Here is a 15,338-nt window from a genome sequence, read left to right as displayed (position 1 = left end):
ACACTGCTAGTTTTAGCATCGCGCGAGCCGCCGGAGGCCCCATGTCCACCACCGAGTCCTCGAAGCTCCCCCCGTTCGACCCCGCCGACCCGCTCGGCATCGACGATCTCCTCGGCGCCGAGGACCTGGCGATCCGGGGGACGGTCCGTGACTGGGCCGCCGACCGGGTCCTGCCGCACATCGCCGAGTGGTACGAGAACGGCGAGCTGCCCGGCATCCGCGAGCTGGCCCGAGAGCTCGGTTCGCTCGGCGCGCTCGGCATGTCCCTCCAGGGGTACGGCTGCGCGGGCGCCACCGCCGTCCAGTACGGGCTGGCCTGTCTGGAGCTCGAAGCGGCGGACTCGGGGATCCGTTCCCTGGTCTCCGTCCAGGGTTCGCTCGCCATGTACGCCATCCACCGCTTCGGCTCCGAGGAGCAGCGCCTGCGCTGGCTGCCGGGCATGGCGGCCGGCGAGATCATCGGCTGCTTCGGCCTCACCGAACCGGACCACGGCTCCGACCCGGCCGGGATGCGCACCCATGCCAGGCGCGACGGCGGGGACTGGGTGCTCACCGGCCGCAAGATGTGGATCACCAACGGCTCGGTCGCCGGGGTCGCCGTCGTCTGGGCGCAGACCGACGACGGAATCCGCGGTTTCGCCGTACCGACCGACACCCCGGGCTTCTCCGCGCCCGAGATCAAGCACAAGTGGTCGCTGCGCGCCTCGGTCACCAGCGAGCTGGTCCTCGACGAGGTGCGGCTGCCGGCCGATGCCGTACTCCCCGGGGTCACCGGTCTGCGCGGTCCGCTCAGCTGTCTCGGCCATGCCCGTTACGGGATCGTCTGGGGAGCCATGGGCGCGGCCCGCGCCAGCTTCGAGGCGGCCGTGGGCTACGCGAGGACCAGGGAGCAGTTCGGCCGGCCGATCGGGGGCTTCCAGCTCACCCAGGCCAAGCTCGCGGACATGGCCGTGGAACTGCACAAGGGCATCCTGCTCGCCCACCATCTGGGCCGGCGGATGGACGCGGGCAGGCTCCGCCCGGAGCAGGTCAGTTTCGGGAAGCTCAACAATGTGCGGGAGGCGATCGACATCTGCCGTACCTCGCGCACGATCCTCGGCGCCAACGGGATCTCGCTGGAGTACCCGGTGATGCGCCATGCGACGAATCTGGAGTCGGTGCTCACCTACGAAGGGACCGTGGAGATGCACCAGCTGGTGCTGGGCAAGGCGCTCACCGGTCTCGACGCGTTCCGCTAGGACCTGTCCGGCGAGCGCCCTGCTCAGCTCTGGTTGAAGAAGCCGTCGGCCGGGCGGCCGGTGGCTTCGGTGACGACCTGGGTGTCGGCCGGGGTCAGCAGGAAGACCCGGGTGGCGACGCGCTCGATCGAGCCGCGCAGTCCGAAGATCAGCCCGGCGGCGAAGTCCACGACGCGCTTCGCGTCCGTGGGGTCCATGGTCGTGAGGTTGACGATCACCGGTACGCCGTCCCGGAACAGCTCTCCGATGGCCCGTGCGTCCCGGAAGCTGTCCGGGGTGACGGTGGCGATCCGGCGGCCCGTCTCCTCGGCGGTCTCGGACGCGACCTGCACCCGGGGGTCGGTCACCCAGGCCGGGCCGGTCCCGGTCTGCGCGCCCTCGGCGTACTCGTCGTCGTAGTACCGCTCGTCGTTGTCCTCCACGAGGCCCAGCCAGGCACTCGCCTTGCGCACCGATCCCATGGATGCCTCCTCTCACCGCGGTTCCGTGGCGTTCCGCATCTCTATTCGTGTCCCTATGGTCGTCCATGATGCGGATCGCGCGCCAAGCGGATAGTCGGCGTGTAGGGGGTTCGTGACGGTACTGATGCAGAAGATGTGGCGATTCGTCAGGGTTTCTCCTGCATGGGGAGTCTGAAGGAAAGAAAATATGATGTCCCGGGCCGTATGGGTGATGTGGGGGACGTACGGGTGAACGGGGTGGCCGATACGATGCACGTCGCGCGGCTGCACGAGCCCGGCGCGAAGGTGAACGACTCTCGGGGGACCGTCGTGTTCGGAATAGTCAGGCCCTGTGCCCATCGGTTGTCCGAGGGGCTCAGGACCGAGTGGATGGCCCATCTCTGCGGGCTCTGCCTCGCACTTCGCTCCGATCACGGGCAATTCGCCAGGATCGTCACCAACTATGACGGTCTGATTGTTTCCGTCCTGACGGAGGCTCAGGCCGAGCGCACCACCGGATGGCGGCGCACGGCGGGGCCCTGCCCGCTGCGCGCCATGCGGACCGCCCCGGTCGCCCGGGGCGAGGGGGCCCGGCTGGCCGCCGCCGTCTCCCTGGTGCTGGCCTCGGCGAAGGTCCGGGACCACGTCGCGGACGGGGACGGCCTGTTGAGGCGCCGCCCGGTCGCCGCCGCCGCGCGCCGGGTCGCCGCGGGCTGGGACCGGGCCGGCGCGCGCACCGGCGCACAGCTCGGCTTCGACACGGCGCTGCTCGTGGACGCCGTCGACCGGCAGACCGGCATCGAACTGATCGCCGGGCCCGGCACCCCGCTGCTCACGGTCACCGAACCCACCGAGACCGCCACCGCGGCCGCCTTCGCCCACACCGCGGTGCTGGCCGGAAAGCCGCAGAACGCGGAGCCGCTCGCCGAGGCCGGCCGCCTCTTCGGACGGCTGGCGCATCTGCTGGACGCCGTGGAGGACCAGGAGGCCGACGCCGCGTCGGGTGCCTGGAACCCGCTCACCGCGACCGGCACCTCGCGCGCCGAGGCGCGACGGCTCTGCGACGACGCGCTGCACGGGGTACGGCTGGCGCTGCGCGACGCCGAATTCACCGACGCCAAGCTGGCCCATGTGCTGCTGGCGCACGAACTGCGCCAGTCGGTGGACCGGGCCTTCGGCACCACGGCGTGCTCGCACCGGGCGGACGGCGTGCTGCTGGGCGGAGCCGGCGCCCCGTCAGGCACCCGGCAGACCGGGGCTTTCGGGCCGCCGCCGGGCAATCCGTTCGCGCCGGGCCCCGGCGGACCGGCGGGCCCGCCGCTGCCCCCGCCCGAGCCGCCGCGCGACCGGCGCGGTCTGATCATGGGCTGCCTGGTCTGGGCGGGACTGGCCTGCACCTGCCAGATGTGCTGCGGCACCTTCGAGGACCCGTGGAGCCATCGGCGCCGCGAGGGACTCTGCAACCAGTGCGACTGCGGGGACTGCTGCGACGGATGCGACTGCTGCAGCAACTGCGGGGATTGCTGTGACGGGTGCGACTGCTGCGACTGCGACTGCGACTGCAGCTGCTGAGCCGGGCGCCCGGACGCCCGGCCCGGGTCACTTGATCTCGGGCGGCGAGATCTGCGAGGTCCTGATCGCCGACGCGCCGATGCCCCACTTCTTCAGGATCCGGTCGTAGGTGCCGTCCGCCTTGAGGCCGTTCACCGCGGCCTGGAACGCGGGTGCCAGCGCGGTGCCCTTCTTGAAGGCGAAGCCGACGTCGAGGCGCTTGAACTCATTGAGGAAGCGCACGCCCTCCTGCTGCCGCACCGCGTACCGCAGCCCGTTGATGGTGGACATCACCACATCGCTGCGGCCCTGCTGGAGCGAGGCCCAGGTGGCGCCCTGGTCGTTGTACGTCTTCACGTCGTACGGCTCACGGCCCGCGTCGGAGCACCGGTGCCGGTTCTCCTCCAGGGTCACCTCGAAGGTGGTGCCCGCGCCGGTGCCCACGGTCAGTCCGCAGAGCTGGATGAGATCGGTGACCTTCTTCAGCTTGCTGTCGTCGCGGACCGCGAAGCCCTGGCCGTCATTGATGTACGTGACGAAGTCGATGGTCCTGCGGCGCTCCTCGGTCACCCCGAAGTTGCCGGTGCCCACGTCGTACTTTCCGCTGCCCAGTGCCGGCAGGATCGCCTCGAAGGAGGCCACCTCGCGCTTGAACCTCAGCCCGAGCTTCCTGGCCACCGCGTCCGCGAAGTCGATGTCCGTACCGGCCACCGTCCTCCCGTCCGCGAGGTAGGTGGCGCCCGGCGGGTTGCTGACGCTGGCGGCGATGGTCAGCGTCCCGGCGGCGCGGACATCGGCGGGCAGCAGCTTCGCCGCGGCCTCGTCCTCGCGCACCGAGGAGACGACATCGTCCGTCGGCACCTTCCCCTTGGCCGCCGCGTCCCCGGCGGCGCCGGCCGGTGCGGCCGCCGGATCGCCGGACCCGCACGCGGTGAGGGCGAGAGCGGCGACGGTGATCAGCGCGAAGGCAGCGGTGTGCCGGGTTCGGGGCATGAGGTGTGGTTCTCCAGGGTGGTCGGCCATGAGCGGGCGCGGCGCCGGGGCAGCACGCGGCGACCCCGCGGTCGGGGCGAGGAAGGGCGGCGGAGCGAGGGGAGGGGAGAACGGCGTTGTGTCCGCGAAGGCACGCGGGGAACAGTGCTCAGGCGCCCCACACGGCGCGCGGCAGAGACACGGGAAGACGCAGGGGGTCAGCTCAACAGGAGGAGGACCACACGCGACCGAAGTCGATGTGGGAGCGCTTGACCAGCCACTGCTGCGAATGCATGGCCCAAGTGGAACAGGCATCCGGTTGTCCGTCAACCGACCCAGGACGTACGGCTCATAGTGTGGACAGGCTTGACAACGTGCGGCGAACAGCGCTTACCTCGGAAGCGGACCGGCGCTGAGGGGCCCGGTCCACGTTGTGTTTCGGCTGACGGCACGCCCCGTGTTCGATCTCTGCATCCACGGAGCCTTCGCATGTCCGCGCAGACAGATACCCTCCCTCACTCTCCCCCCGCCCCGCCCGAGAAGAGCGACGGAACCGGCCGGCTCCGGATCGTTCCGGTACGCCGGACCGGCCAGTGGGCGGCCGCCGCCGCGGTGCTGGCGCTGCTCGCCCTGGTACTGAACTCCGTCGTCCGCAACGACGCCTTCCAGTGGGACGTCGTCGCCCAGTACGTCACCACCGCCGCGGTCCTGCGCGGCCTCGGCCTCACCCTCTGGCTCACGGCACTGGTCATGGTGCTCGGCTTCGCCCTCGGCACCCTGCTCGCCGTCCTCAGGCTCTCCGCCAACCGCGTGCTGCAAGCGGTCAGTTGGGGCTACATCTGGCTCTTCAGATCCACCCCGATCCTGGTCCAGCTGCTGTTCTGGTTCAACATCGGCGCGCTCTACCCGGAGATCCTCGGCGTCCGTACGGTGAACCTCCTCGGCCCCGTCACGGTCGCCGTCATCGGGCTCACCCTGCACGAGGCCGCGTACGCCGCCGAGGTCGTCCGCGGCGGCATCCTCTCCGTCGAACGCGGACAGATCGAGGCCGCCCAGTCGCTCGGCCTCGGCCCCTGGCGCAGATTCCGCCGGATCGTCCTCCCGCAGGCGATGCGCTCCATCGTCCCGCCCGCCGGGAACATGCTGATCGGCACCCTGAAGGGCACCTCGATCGTCAGCATCATCGCCGTGCAGGACCTGCTGTACTCCGTGCAGCTCGTGTACCACCGCACCTACCAGGTCATCCCGCTGCTGCTGGTCGCCACCCTCTGGTACGCCGTGGTCACCTCGCTGCTCGGCATCGGCCAGCACTACGTCGAACGGCATTACGCACGCGGCACGGCGGGTGCCCGATGAGCGGGACACCGACGCTCGTCGTCATAGGCGCCGGACCGCGCGGCACCGGCCTGATCGAGCGCATCGCCGCCAACGCCCCCGACCTGTACGGGGACCGCCCGCTGACCATCCATCTGATCGACCCGTACCCGCCCGGCGGCGGGCGGATCTGGCGGTACGACCAGTCGCCGCTGCTCTGGATGAACTCCATGGCCGAGGACGTCACGATGTTCACCGACGACACCGTCCAGCAGGACGGCCCGATCCGACCCGGGCCCGCGCTGCACACCTGGGCGGCGGACATCCGGGACGGGCGCGCCACACTCCCGGACGGAGTGGACGTCGCACCGGAACTCCTCGACGAGATCAAGGCGTTGGAGGGCGACGACTTCCCGAGCCGACGGCTGCAGAGCGTCTATCTGCGCTGGGTGTACGAGCAGGCCGTGGCCGCCCTCCCGGACTCCTTCGCCGTCCACTGGCACCGGGTCGGCGCCGTACGTGTCACCGGGCCGCGCGAAGGCCGGCAGCGGGTCTGGCTGGAAGGGCGCGACAGACCGCTGCTCGCCGACGCCGTCGCCGTCACCATCGGCCACCTCGAAGCCGAACCCGAGCCGGAACAGGTCGAGCTGGCGGAGTTCGCGGACCGGCACGGGCTCGTCCACCTGCCGCCGGACTTCACCGCCGACACCGATCTGACCGAGGTGCCCGCGGGCGAGCCGGTCATCGTCCGGGGCTTCGGGCTCGCCTTCGTCGACCTGATGGTGCTGCTCACCGAGGGCCGTGGCGGGCGGTACGAGAACGGCGAGTACGTGCCGTCCGGCAGGGAGCCCGTGCTCCACATCGGATCGCGCCGCGGCGTCCCGTACCACTCCAAGATCGGCTACGCCTGGACGGGCGAGCGGCCCCCGTTGCCGCGCTTCCTCGGCCCCGACCGGACCGAGGCGCTGCTCGCGGCGGACCGGCCGGTCGACTTCCGGCGCGATGTGTGGCCACATATCGACAAAGAGCTCGGCTACGCCCACTACCACCGGCTCTTCACCGCCCACCCCGAGCGCACGAGGGGCGACTGGGCCGCCTTCGAGGCGGAGTACACCGCCGCCGACCCGGCAGGCCCCGAGCTGGCCGCCCTCGTCGCCGCCGCCGTCCCCGGCCCGGCGGACCGGCTCGACCTCGAAGCGCTCGACCACCCCCTGGACGGGGTGCGCCACCCCTCGTACGAGGCACTGCAGGAGGAGCTGCGCGGCTACATCACGGCCGACCTGGAGCGTCGCCACGACTCCGCGCACAGCCCGGATCTCGCCGTCTTCCTCGGACTGCTCTCCACCTACGGGCAGTTGATCCGGCTCGGCGACATCGGGGGCTGGTGGCACGGCTTCTTCAGCTATCTCGCCTCCGGCCCGCCCGGACCCCGGCTGCACCAGCTCCTCGCGCTCTCCCGGGCCGGTGTCGTCCGCTTCCTCGGCGCCGGAATGACCGTCGAGGCCGATGAGCGGCGGGGCCTCTTCCTGGCCGGCAGCGCCACCGTGCCGGGACAGCGGATAGCGGCCCGCGCCCTGGTCGAGGCCCGGCTGCCCGACCCCACGCTGGAACGCACCCGCAGCCCGCTGCTCCAGGAGCTGTACGAGGACGGGGCCGCCGCCACCGCCACCGGGCTGCTCTCGGTCGCCCCCGACAGCGGCCGGATCCTGGGCCGCGACGGCCGGCCGCACCCGCGCCGCTTCGCGCTCGGCCCGTTCACCAGCGCCCGCGCAGGTGGAGCGTTCACCCGCCCGCGCACCGGCGGCCCGGCCTTCCGGCAGAACGACGCCACCGCCCGCGCGGCGCTCACCCTCCTCCGGGGCCTCGCCCGCGGCGACGGCTGACCACAGCCCGGGAGGGCGCCGAAGACCCCGGCCGGACTCCGGGCCCGGCCGAGCTCTTCAGCACCCTCCCGGCGCACGGCCCGCACCCCGCCCCGTACCCCGCAGCCCAAGGACCCCTCATGTCCCTCACCAGTGATCCACCCATCGACAAAGCGACCGGACCGCACACAACCGTCCCCACCGCCACCGGCCACGACGCACTCACCGTCGTCCCCGTGCGCCACCCCTGGCGCTGGGTCGCCGTCGCCGCCACCGCCGTCGTGCTCGCCCAGTTCCTGCACGGGCTGATCACCAACCCCGGCTGGGAATGGGACGTCTTCGCCCAGTTCTTCACCGCCGGGACCATCCTGAAAGCCGTCTGGGTCACCCTCCAGCTGACCCTGTACGGCACGGTCCTCGGCTTCGCGCTGGGTATCGTGCTCGCCTTCATGCGGCTGTCGGGCAGCCGGTTCCTCCGCGCGGTCGCCTACGCGTACATCTGGGCGTTCCGCTCCATCCCGCTCATCGTCCAGCTGCTCTTCTGGTTCAACCTCGCCTACCTCTACAAGGAGTTGCGGTTCGGCATCCCGTTCGGGCCCGGCTTCTTCTCCTTCGACACGATGAACCTGGTCGGCGCGATGAGCGCGGCCGTGCTCGGGCTCGCGCTGCACCAGGCCGCCTACGCGGCGGAGATCGTCCGCGGCGGCGTACTCGCGGTGGACGACGGCCAGTCGGAGGCCGCCGCGGCGCTCGGCATACCCCGCCACCGGCAGCTGCGGCGGATCGTGCTCCCGCAGGCGATGCGCTCCATCCTCCCGAACGCCGCCAACGAGATCATCTCGCTCTTCAAGGGCACCTCGATCGTCTCCGTGATGGCGATCGGCGAACTCTTCTACCAGGTCCAGGTCGTCTACGGACGCAACGGCAGGGTCGTGCCCCTGCTGATGGTCGCGACGGTCTGGTACATCCTCCTGACCTCCGTGCTCTCCGTCCTCCAGCACTACGTCGAACGTCACTACGCCAAGGGGGCCGCGCGATGAGCAGCACCACCGAAGACACCACCCCGACCCCGGACGCCATGGTCGAGATCCGCTCCGTCCACAAGCGCTTCGGCAGCCTGGACGTGCTGCGCGGCATCGACCTGTCCGTGCGCGCCGGAGAGGTCACCGTCGTCCTCGGCCCGTCCGGCTCCGGCAAGTCCACACTGCTGCGCACCATCAACCACCTGGAGAAGGTCGACCGCGGCTGGATCAGCGTCGACGGCACCCTGATCGGCTACCGCAGGGACGGCGACAAGCTGTACGAGCTCCGCGAGCGCGAGGTACTGCGCCAGCGCACCCGGATCGGCTTCGTCTTCCAGAACTTCAATCTCTTCCCGCACCTCACCGTGGTGGAGAACATCATCGAGGCCCCGGTCGCCGCCCTCGGCCGCCCGAAGAAGGAGGCCCTCGCCACCGCGGAGCGGCTGCTCGCCCGGGTCGGGCTCGCCGACAAGGCGGAGGCCTACCCCAAGCAGCTCTCCGGCGGGCAGCAGCAGCGGGTCGCCATCGCCCGCGCACTGGCCCTCGAACCGAAGCTGCTGCTCTTCGACGAGCCGACCTCGGCGCTCGACCCCGAACTGGTCGGCGAAGTCCTCGACGTCATCAAGGACCTGGCGCTCCAGGGCACCACCATGATCGTCGTCACCCATGAGATCGGCTTCGCCCGCGAGGTCGCCGACACCGTCGTCTTCATGGACGAGGGACGGATCGTCGAACAGGGTGCCCCCGGCGACGTGCTCGACCGCCCGCGGCACGAGCGCACCCGCGCCTTCCTGTCCAAGGTCCTGTGATCGGGCCCATGCCTTCTCCGAGGAGTACCCCCGTGTCCGTCCGCCGCACCCTCTCCGCCGCGCTCGCCGCCCTCACCGCCGTGGGGCTGCTCACCGCCTGCGGTGCCGGTGACGCCGCGACCGACGAGGTGAAGCCGGAGGGCCGGCACGGCACCGGCATCAACATCGGCCCCGACCAGCACCGGATCAGGGGCAAGAAGGTCGACGCCATCGCGGCGAAGGTGCCCGCGGCCGTCCGCGAGCGGGGCACCCTGCGGCTGGGCGCCAGTGCCGACGCCTCGCCGCCGCTCGGTTTCTACGCGACCGACGACAGGACCCGGATCGGCTCCGAGATCGACCTGGCGACCCTGATCGCCGACACGCTCGGCCTCAAACCGCAGTTCGAGCAGGTCTCCTGGGAGAACCTCTTCGTCGGCCTGGACAGCTCCAAGTTCGACGGGGTGCTCTCCAACGTCACCGTCACCGAGGAACGCAAGGAGAAGTACGACTTCGCGACCTACCGGCTCGACAACATCGCCTTCGAGGCCAGGAAGGGCTCCGGCTGGAAGGTGAAGGGGCCGAAGGACGTGGCGGGGCGGACGATCGCCGTCTCGTCCGGGACCAACCAGGAGAAGATCCTCGTCGACTGGAGCGAGGAGAACGTCAGGGCCGGGCGGAAACCGGTCGAGATCACGTACTTCCAGAAGGACACCGACTACTACCTGGCACTCCAGTCCGGCCGGATCGACGCGTATCTGGGCCCCAGCCCGTCCGCCAACTACCACGTCGCATCGGCCGGCCAGTCCGAGATCATCGGCACGCTGTCGGGCGCGGGCGACGGGCTCCAGGGCAAGATCGCCGCCACCACGAAGAAGGGCAGCGGCCTGGTCGGGGCGTACGCGGCCGCCATCGACCACATCGTGCGGGACGGCTCGTACGCCCGGGTGCTGAAGCGCTGGGGGCTCGACGACGAGGCCGTCACCGCGTCCGAGATCAACCCGCCCGGCCTGCCCAGGAACGGGAACTGAGCCCGCGACAGCCCCGGGCCGTGTCCGCGAAGTCCCGCCCGGCTCGCGAGAGCCCCCAGAGAGTCTTGAGAGGTACCACCCATGTCTGCCACCGCACCCCTCCATCTGGCCGCCGAGATCGGAGGTCCGCCCCGCTACGACCCCGGCCACTACACCGGCCTCGCCCGGCTCGCCGAGCACGGCGCCCTCGACTTCGTCACGCTTGGCGACTCCTTCGCCAGACCCGGGCCCGACGCGCTCGCCGTGCTCTCCCGGGTCGCGCCCGCCACCGGCCGGATCGGCCTGGTGCCCACCGTCACCACCACCCACACCGAGCCGTTCCACGTGTCGTCCGCCGTGGCGACCCTGGACTGGGTGAGCCGCGGCCGGGCGGGCTGGTACGTCGATGTGTCGACGACCGGGGCCGAGGCCAGGCTGTTCGGCCGGCGTCCGGCGGCGACCGCCGACGAGCTGTGGCGCGAGGCCGGTGAGAGCGCCGACGTGGGCGCCCGGCTGTGGGACAGCTGGGAGGACGACGCCGAGATCAGGGACGTCGCCACCGGACGCTTCATCGACCGCGACAAGCTGCACTACGTCGACTTCGAGGGCGCCGCCTTCTCCGTCCGGGGCCCGGCGATCGTGCCCCGGCCCCCGCAGGGGCACCCCGTCACCGTCGTCGACGGCACGAGCGGCCCGGCCCGGGAGACCGCGGCCCGCCACGCGGACGTCGTCCTGGTCCGGGCCACCGCCCCCGAGCAGGCCGCCGCGGCCCGTACCGATCTGCGCCGGCGCGCGGCGGCGTACGGGCGCGACCCCGACACGCTCCGGGTGCTGGTCGCGCTCACCGTCGACCTCGGTGACGCCGAGACCGCCCCGGAACCAGGGCTGGAGAGCGGACCGCCGCTCGCCGCCGACGGCTCGTACTACCGGGGCGGCCCGGTCGACCTCGCCGAACTGATCACCCGGTGGCACCGGGGCGGAGCGGCGGACGGCTTCCACCTCACGCCCATCACCCCCGGGCGCGACCTCGAACGGATCGTCAACGGCACCGTGGCCCTGCTCCAGCACCGCAGCCTCTTCCGCACCTTCTACCCCGGCGGCACCCTGCGCGAGCACCTGGGGCTGGCCCGCCCCGCCAACCGGTACGCCCCCGAAGGAGGACGGGCATGAGCACCGCACCGAGGCAGATGCACCTCGCCGCCCACTTCCCGGGCGTCAACAACACCACCGTCTGGGCGGACCCCCGCTCCCGGAGCCAGATCGACTTCTCCTCCTTCGAGCACCTCGCCCGCGCCGCGGAACGCGGCACGTTCGACTTCTTCTTCCTGGCCGAGGGGCTACGGCTGCGCGAGCACAACGGCCGCATCCACGACCTGGACGTGGTCGGCCGGCCCGAATCCCTCACCGTGCTGGCCGCGCTGGCGGCCGTCACCGACCGGCTGGGCCTCGCCGCCACCGTCAACACCACCTTCAACGAGCCGTACGAACTGGCCCGCCGCCTCGCCACCCTCGACCACCTCAGCGAGGGCCGGGCCGCCTGGAACGTCGTCACCTCCTCCGACGCCTTCACCGGGGAGAACTTCCGGCGCGGCGGCTATCTCGACCGCGCCGACCGGTACACCAGGGCCGCCGAGTTCGTGGCCACCGCCCGCGAGCTGTGGGATGCCTGGACCCCCGACGGCACCCCGCGCCCCTTCCGCCACCAGGGGCAGCACTTCGCCATCGAGGGCGAGTTCACCGTCCCGCGCTCCCCGCAGGGCCATCCGGTCGTCATCCAGGCCGGGGACTCCCCCGAGGGCCGTGAGTTCGCCGCGTCCACCGCCGATGTCGTCTTCACCCGGCACGGCACCCTGGAGGAGGGCCGGGCCTTCTACGCCGACGTCAAGGCACGGCTGGCGAGGTACGGCCGGGAACCCGACGAGCTGAAGATCATGCCCGGGGTCACCTTCGTACTCGGCGACAGCGATGCCGACGCCCAGGAGCGGGCGGCCGGGATCCGGCTCCAGCAGGTCTCCCCGCAGAACGCGCTGCTGGCCCTGGAACAGGTCTGGGGCCGCGACCTCTCCTCCTACGACCCCGACGGGCCGCTGCCCGAGATCGACCCGGACCCCGAATCCTCGCTGGTCCAGGGCCGGGTCAGGCACGGCGACCCCTTCGCCGTCGCGGCGCGCTGGCGGGCGCTGTCCGAGGAGAAGGGGCTGTCCATCCGGCAGACCGTCATCGAGACGACCGGCCGGCAGTCCTTCATCGGCAGCCCGCGGACGGTCGCGGAGCGGCTCACCGAGTTCGTCGCCGCCGGGGCCGCCGACGGATTCATCCTCGTACCGCACCTCACCCCGGGCGGGCTGGACGACTTCGTCGACCTGGTCGTCCCGCTCCTCCGGGAGCGCGGGGTGTTCCGCTCCGCATACACCGGTCCCACACTGCGGTCGCATCTCGGCCTCGCCGAGCCGGTATGGAAAGGTTGATCGCATGAGCACGGACGCACCGCAGCCGCACGGATCCGAGCAGGCGGCACAGGACTGGAAGCACTGGCACGAGGAGCGCACCGCCACGGTCGCGGGCCCCTACGGGCCGCTCTCCCTGACCGGCACCCACTGGCTCTCCGACCACCCGGAGGGCCGGATCCCCGGGGTACCCGGGCAGTGGCGGCAGGACGGCGACGAGCTGGTGCTCACCGCATCCGCCGCGGACGGGCTGACCGTCGACGGCGAGCCCTTCACCGGCCAGGTCCGCCTCTCCGCCGACCGCGCCCCGATCGGCGGGTCCCGCGTCGCGCACGGCGAGCGGCGGCTGGTCGTGCTGAGCCGCGAAGGGCTCTGGGCGGTACGGGACTTCGACCCGGACTCCGCGGCGCGACGCGCCTTCCGGGCCATCGACGCCACCCCGTACGACGCCCGCTGGGTGCTCCCCGGCACCTTCCGCCCGTACGACAGCGCCCGTACGGTCCGGGTCGAGAACGCCGACGGGGTCGAGCGGGGTCTCGGACTCGCCGGTGAGATCGCCTTCGAGGCCGACGGCGCGGAGCACACGCTCCAGGTCGCGGTGGAGCCCGACGGTTCGCTCTGGGCGGTCTTCGCCGATGCCACCAGCGGAAGCAGCAGCTACCGCTTCCGGTTCCTGCGGCCCTCGGCACCCGCCGAGGACGGCGGCGTGACGGTCGATTTCAACCGCGCGCTGCTGCCGCCGTGCGCCTTCGCGGACCACTTCATCTGCCCCTTCCCGCCGCCCGGCAACACCCTTCCCCTCGCCGTCGAGGCGGGGGAGCGCAACCGCGTCGACGCCTGACGCGCCGCCGTATCCGTACGGGACCACGGCCCCGGCAGCCCCTGCGGCACCGGGGCCGTTCCCGTGCGGCACGGCAAGTTCGGGCCAGAGGGCCCTCTTGCGCCACAAGTTGACGCCTTGAATACTCCCGAGCAGCGCTTGTCAGGAACACGGCATGCTCGCATCGCGGGCGCACGGCCGTGCGAATGACTGCGCCTCACGGGTCCGACCACCCCACAGGCGGACCCCCGACTTCCCTCGGGAGGAACGAAAAGTGAGGATCAAGCGCACCACCCCCCTCGGCACCACCGCCAGACGCACCAGGACCGTAGCCATCGCAGCGGGCCTCGTCGCCGTCGCCGCACTGGCCGTCCCCAGCGCCCAGGCCGACAGCAACCCCACCTTCAGTGCCTCGCAGCTGTCCGCCGCGAGCGACGCCGTGCTCGGCGCCGATGTGGCGGGCACCGCGTGGAATGTCGACCCGGTGTCCAAGAAGCTCGTGGTCACCGCCGACCGCACGGTCTCGAACGCCGAGATCGAACAGATCAAGCAGTCCGCCGGAGCCAACGCCGGCGCCCTGAAGATCGAACGCACCACCGGGACGATCAGCAAACTGCTCTCCGGCGGTGACGCGATCTACGCCCCCGGCTGGCGCTGCTCCCTCGGCTTCAACGTCCGCAGCGGCAGCACCTACTACTTCCTGACCGCCGGTCACTGCACCGACGGCAACCCGCCCTGGTACACCAACTCGTCGAACTCGACCAGCATCGGTCCGACGGTCGGCTCCAGCTTCCCGACCAACGACTACGGCCTGGTCAGGTACGACAACGCCGCGGTCTCCCACGAGGGCACCGTCGGCAGCGTCGACATCACCGGCGCGGCCGATGCCACGGTCGGCATGTCCGTCACCCGCCGCGGCTCGACCACCGGCACCCACGGCGGCTCGGTCACGGGCCTCAACGCGACGGTCAACTACGGCAACGGCGACATCGTCTACGGAATGATCAAGACCAACGTCTGCGCGGAGCCCGGCGACTCGGGCGGCCCGCTCTACTCCGGCTCCAAGGCGATCGGCCTGACCTCCGGCGGTAGCGGTGACTGCTCCTCCGGCGGCGTCACGTACTTCCAGCCGGTCACCGAGGCGCTCAGCGCGTACGGGGTCAGCATCTACTGACACCCCGGCACCCCCGCTCCGGCCCTCGAACAAGCGGCCGACCGAGCCAGAGCCCCCGTCCGAATCCCGGGCGGGGGCTCCCGCTCACCCCGCGGCTTTTGAGAGGATGTGGGGCAGGCCGGTCACGCAGGAGCATCGGGGGCGGACGCTGTGCCAACCGGAGCAATGCCTTCCGGGCCCCCGGCAGACACCTCAGGGGGTTCCAGGTCCGTGAAACGCATCGGAGTGACCGGTCATCGCACCATCCCGCAGGAGGCCCACGCCCATGTGCTCGCGGGGTTACGGGCGGCCCTCTGTGGCCTCGAAGGCTCCCTGGAGGCCCTCTCCAGCCTGGCCGTGGGAGCGGATCAGCTCTTCGCCGATCTCGCGCTGGCACACGGCGCGGACCTGACCGTGGTCATCCCCAGCGGCGACTACGAGTCCTGCTTCGCCGACGCGGCCGAACTCGCCCGCTACCGGGCCCTCAAGGGCCGCGCGGCCCGGGAGGTCCGGCTGGGCTACCCGCACTCCACCGACGAGGCGTACTACGCGGCGGGCGCGTACATCGCCGACCACTGCGACCGGCTGCTCGCGGTGTGGGACGGCCGGCCCGCCCGGGGCCTCGGCGGCACGGGCGACATCGTGACCTACGCCCGGAGCCTGGGCCGCCCGGTCACGGTGATCTGGCGCGAGGGCGTGGAGCGGGGCTGACACCCCACGGTGT

General features: G+C 71.6%; 14 protein-coding genes. 12 read left to right on the top strand and 2 right to left on the bottom strand.

All coding sequences use genetic code 11. The features are described 5' to 3' along the window. Window positions 1-41 precede the first annotated feature (41 nt). Complete coding sequence (locus GA0115234_RS14330) at window positions 42-1,238, top strand: acyl-CoA dehydrogenase family protein (RefSeq protein ID WP_093541518.1); 1,197 nt, start codon at window positions 42-44, stop codon at window positions 1,236-1,238. 23 nt (window positions 1,239-1,261) lie between these two features. On the opposite strand, the gene GA0115234_RS14325 is transcribed toward GA0115234_RS14330, so the two are convergent. Continuing rightward, window positions 1,262-1,699 (bottom strand): cell division protein SepF, encoded by a 438-nt coding sequence (locus GA0115234_RS14325; protein ID WP_093541516.1) that lies wholly within the window; start codon window positions 1,697-1,699, stop codon window positions 1,262-1,264. Between the two features lie 369 nt (window positions 1,700-2,068). On the opposite strand from GA0115234_RS14325, the gene GA0115234_RS14320 reads away from it, so the two are divergent. Then, the gene (locus GA0115234_RS14320) at window positions 2,069-3,250 is read left to right on the top strand and encodes a DUF5685 family protein (RefSeq protein WP_093541651.1); all 1,182 of its coding nucleotides are present in this window, start codon (window positions 2,069-2,071) and stop codon (window positions 3,248-3,250) included. 27 nt (window positions 3,251-3,277) lie between these two features. Here the strand turns inward: GA0115234_RS14320 and GA0115234_RS14315 are convergent, their stop codons facing one another. Further along, on the bottom strand, window positions 3,278-4,222 hold the full coding sequence (locus GA0115234_RS14315) for an ABC transporter substrate-binding protein (RefSeq protein ID WP_093541514.1): 945 nt from the start codon (window positions 4,220-4,222) through the stop codon (window positions 3,278-3,280). A 468-nt stretch (window positions 4,223-4,690) separates the two neighbouring features. On the opposite strand from GA0115234_RS14315, the gene GA0115234_RS14310 reads away from it, so the two are divergent. The 10 genes from GA0115234_RS14310 (at window position 4,691) to GA0115234_RS14265 (ending at window position 15,325) form a co-directional block, all read left to right on the top strand. Continuing rightward, the gene (locus GA0115234_RS14310) at window positions 4,691-5,557 is read left to right on the top strand and encodes an amino acid ABC transporter permease (RefSeq protein WP_093541512.1); all 867 of its coding nucleotides are present in this window, start codon (window positions 4,691-4,693) and stop codon (window positions 5,555-5,557) included. Further along, window positions 5,554-7,398: an FAD/NAD(P)-binding protein gene (locus GA0115234_RS14305; protein ID WP_093541510.1), complete on the top strand. Its 1,845-nt coding sequence runs from the start codon at window positions 5,554-5,556 to the stop codon at window positions 7,396-7,398. Before GA0115234_RS14310 ends, GA0115234_RS14305 begins: the two co-directional genes overlap by 4 nt. Window positions 7,399-7,517: 119 nt before the next feature. After that, window positions 7,518-8,417 carry an amino acid ABC transporter permease gene (locus GA0115234_RS14300; protein WP_093541508.1) on the top strand — a complete coding sequence of 300 codons (900 nt, stop codon included), beginning with the start codon at window positions 7,518-7,520 and terminating at the stop codon, window positions 8,415-8,417. Between the two features lie 38 nt (window positions 8,418-8,455). Continuing rightward, complete coding sequence (locus tag GA0115234_RS14295; RefSeq protein WP_093541649.1) at window positions 8,456-9,208, top strand: amino acid ABC transporter ATP-binding protein; 753 nt, start codon at window positions 8,456-8,458, stop codon at window positions 9,206-9,208. A 32-nt stretch (window positions 9,209-9,240) separates the two neighbouring features. Next, the gene (locus GA0115234_RS14290) at window positions 9,241-10,215 is read left to right on the top strand and encodes an ABC transporter substrate-binding protein (RefSeq protein WP_093541506.1); all 975 of its coding nucleotides are present in this window, start codon (window positions 9,241-9,243) and stop codon (window positions 10,213-10,215) included. Window positions 10,216-10,296: 81 nt separating this feature from the next. After that, the gene (locus tag GA0115234_RS14285; RefSeq protein ID WP_093541504.1) at window positions 10,297-11,364 is read left to right on the top strand and encodes an LLM class flavin-dependent oxidoreductase; all 1,068 of its coding nucleotides are present in this window, start codon (window positions 10,297-10,299) and stop codon (window positions 11,362-11,364) included. A 17-nt stretch (window positions 11,365-11,381) separates the two neighbouring features. Continuing rightward, window positions 11,382-12,662 carry an NtaA/DmoA family FMN-dependent monooxygenase gene (locus GA0115234_RS14280; RefSeq protein WP_093541647.1) on the top strand — a complete coding sequence of 427 codons (1,281 nt, stop codon included), beginning with the start codon at window positions 11,382-11,384 and terminating at the stop codon, window positions 12,660-12,662. A gap of 4 nt (window positions 12,663-12,666) precedes the next feature. Next, on the top strand, window positions 12,667-13,482 hold the full coding sequence (locus tag GA0115234_RS14275) for a DUF1684 domain-containing protein (RefSeq protein ID WP_093541502.1): 816 nt from the start codon (window positions 12,667-12,669) through the stop codon (window positions 13,480-13,482). Between the two features lie 253 nt (window positions 13,483-13,735). After that, the gene (locus GA0115234_RS14270; protein WP_093541500.1) at window positions 13,736-14,635 is read left to right on the top strand and encodes a S1 family peptidase; all 900 of its coding nucleotides are present in this window, start codon (window positions 13,736-13,738) and stop codon (window positions 14,633-14,635) included. A 210-nt stretch (window positions 14,636-14,845) separates the two neighbouring features. Beyond that, on the top strand, window positions 14,846-15,325 hold the full coding sequence (locus tag GA0115234_RS14265) for a hypothetical protein (protein ID WP_093541498.1): 480 nt from the start codon (window positions 14,846-14,848) through the stop codon (window positions 15,323-15,325). Window positions 15,326-15,338 lie beyond the last annotated feature (13 nt).

This window comes from Streptomyces sp. DvalAA-43, assembly GCF_900091725.1.
GTDB classification, from domain to species: domain Bacteria; phylum Actinomycetota; class Actinomycetes; order Streptomycetales; family Streptomycetaceae; genus Streptomyces; species Streptomyces pulveraceus.
This window is presented reverse-complemented; position numbering and strand designations above follow the sequence as displayed.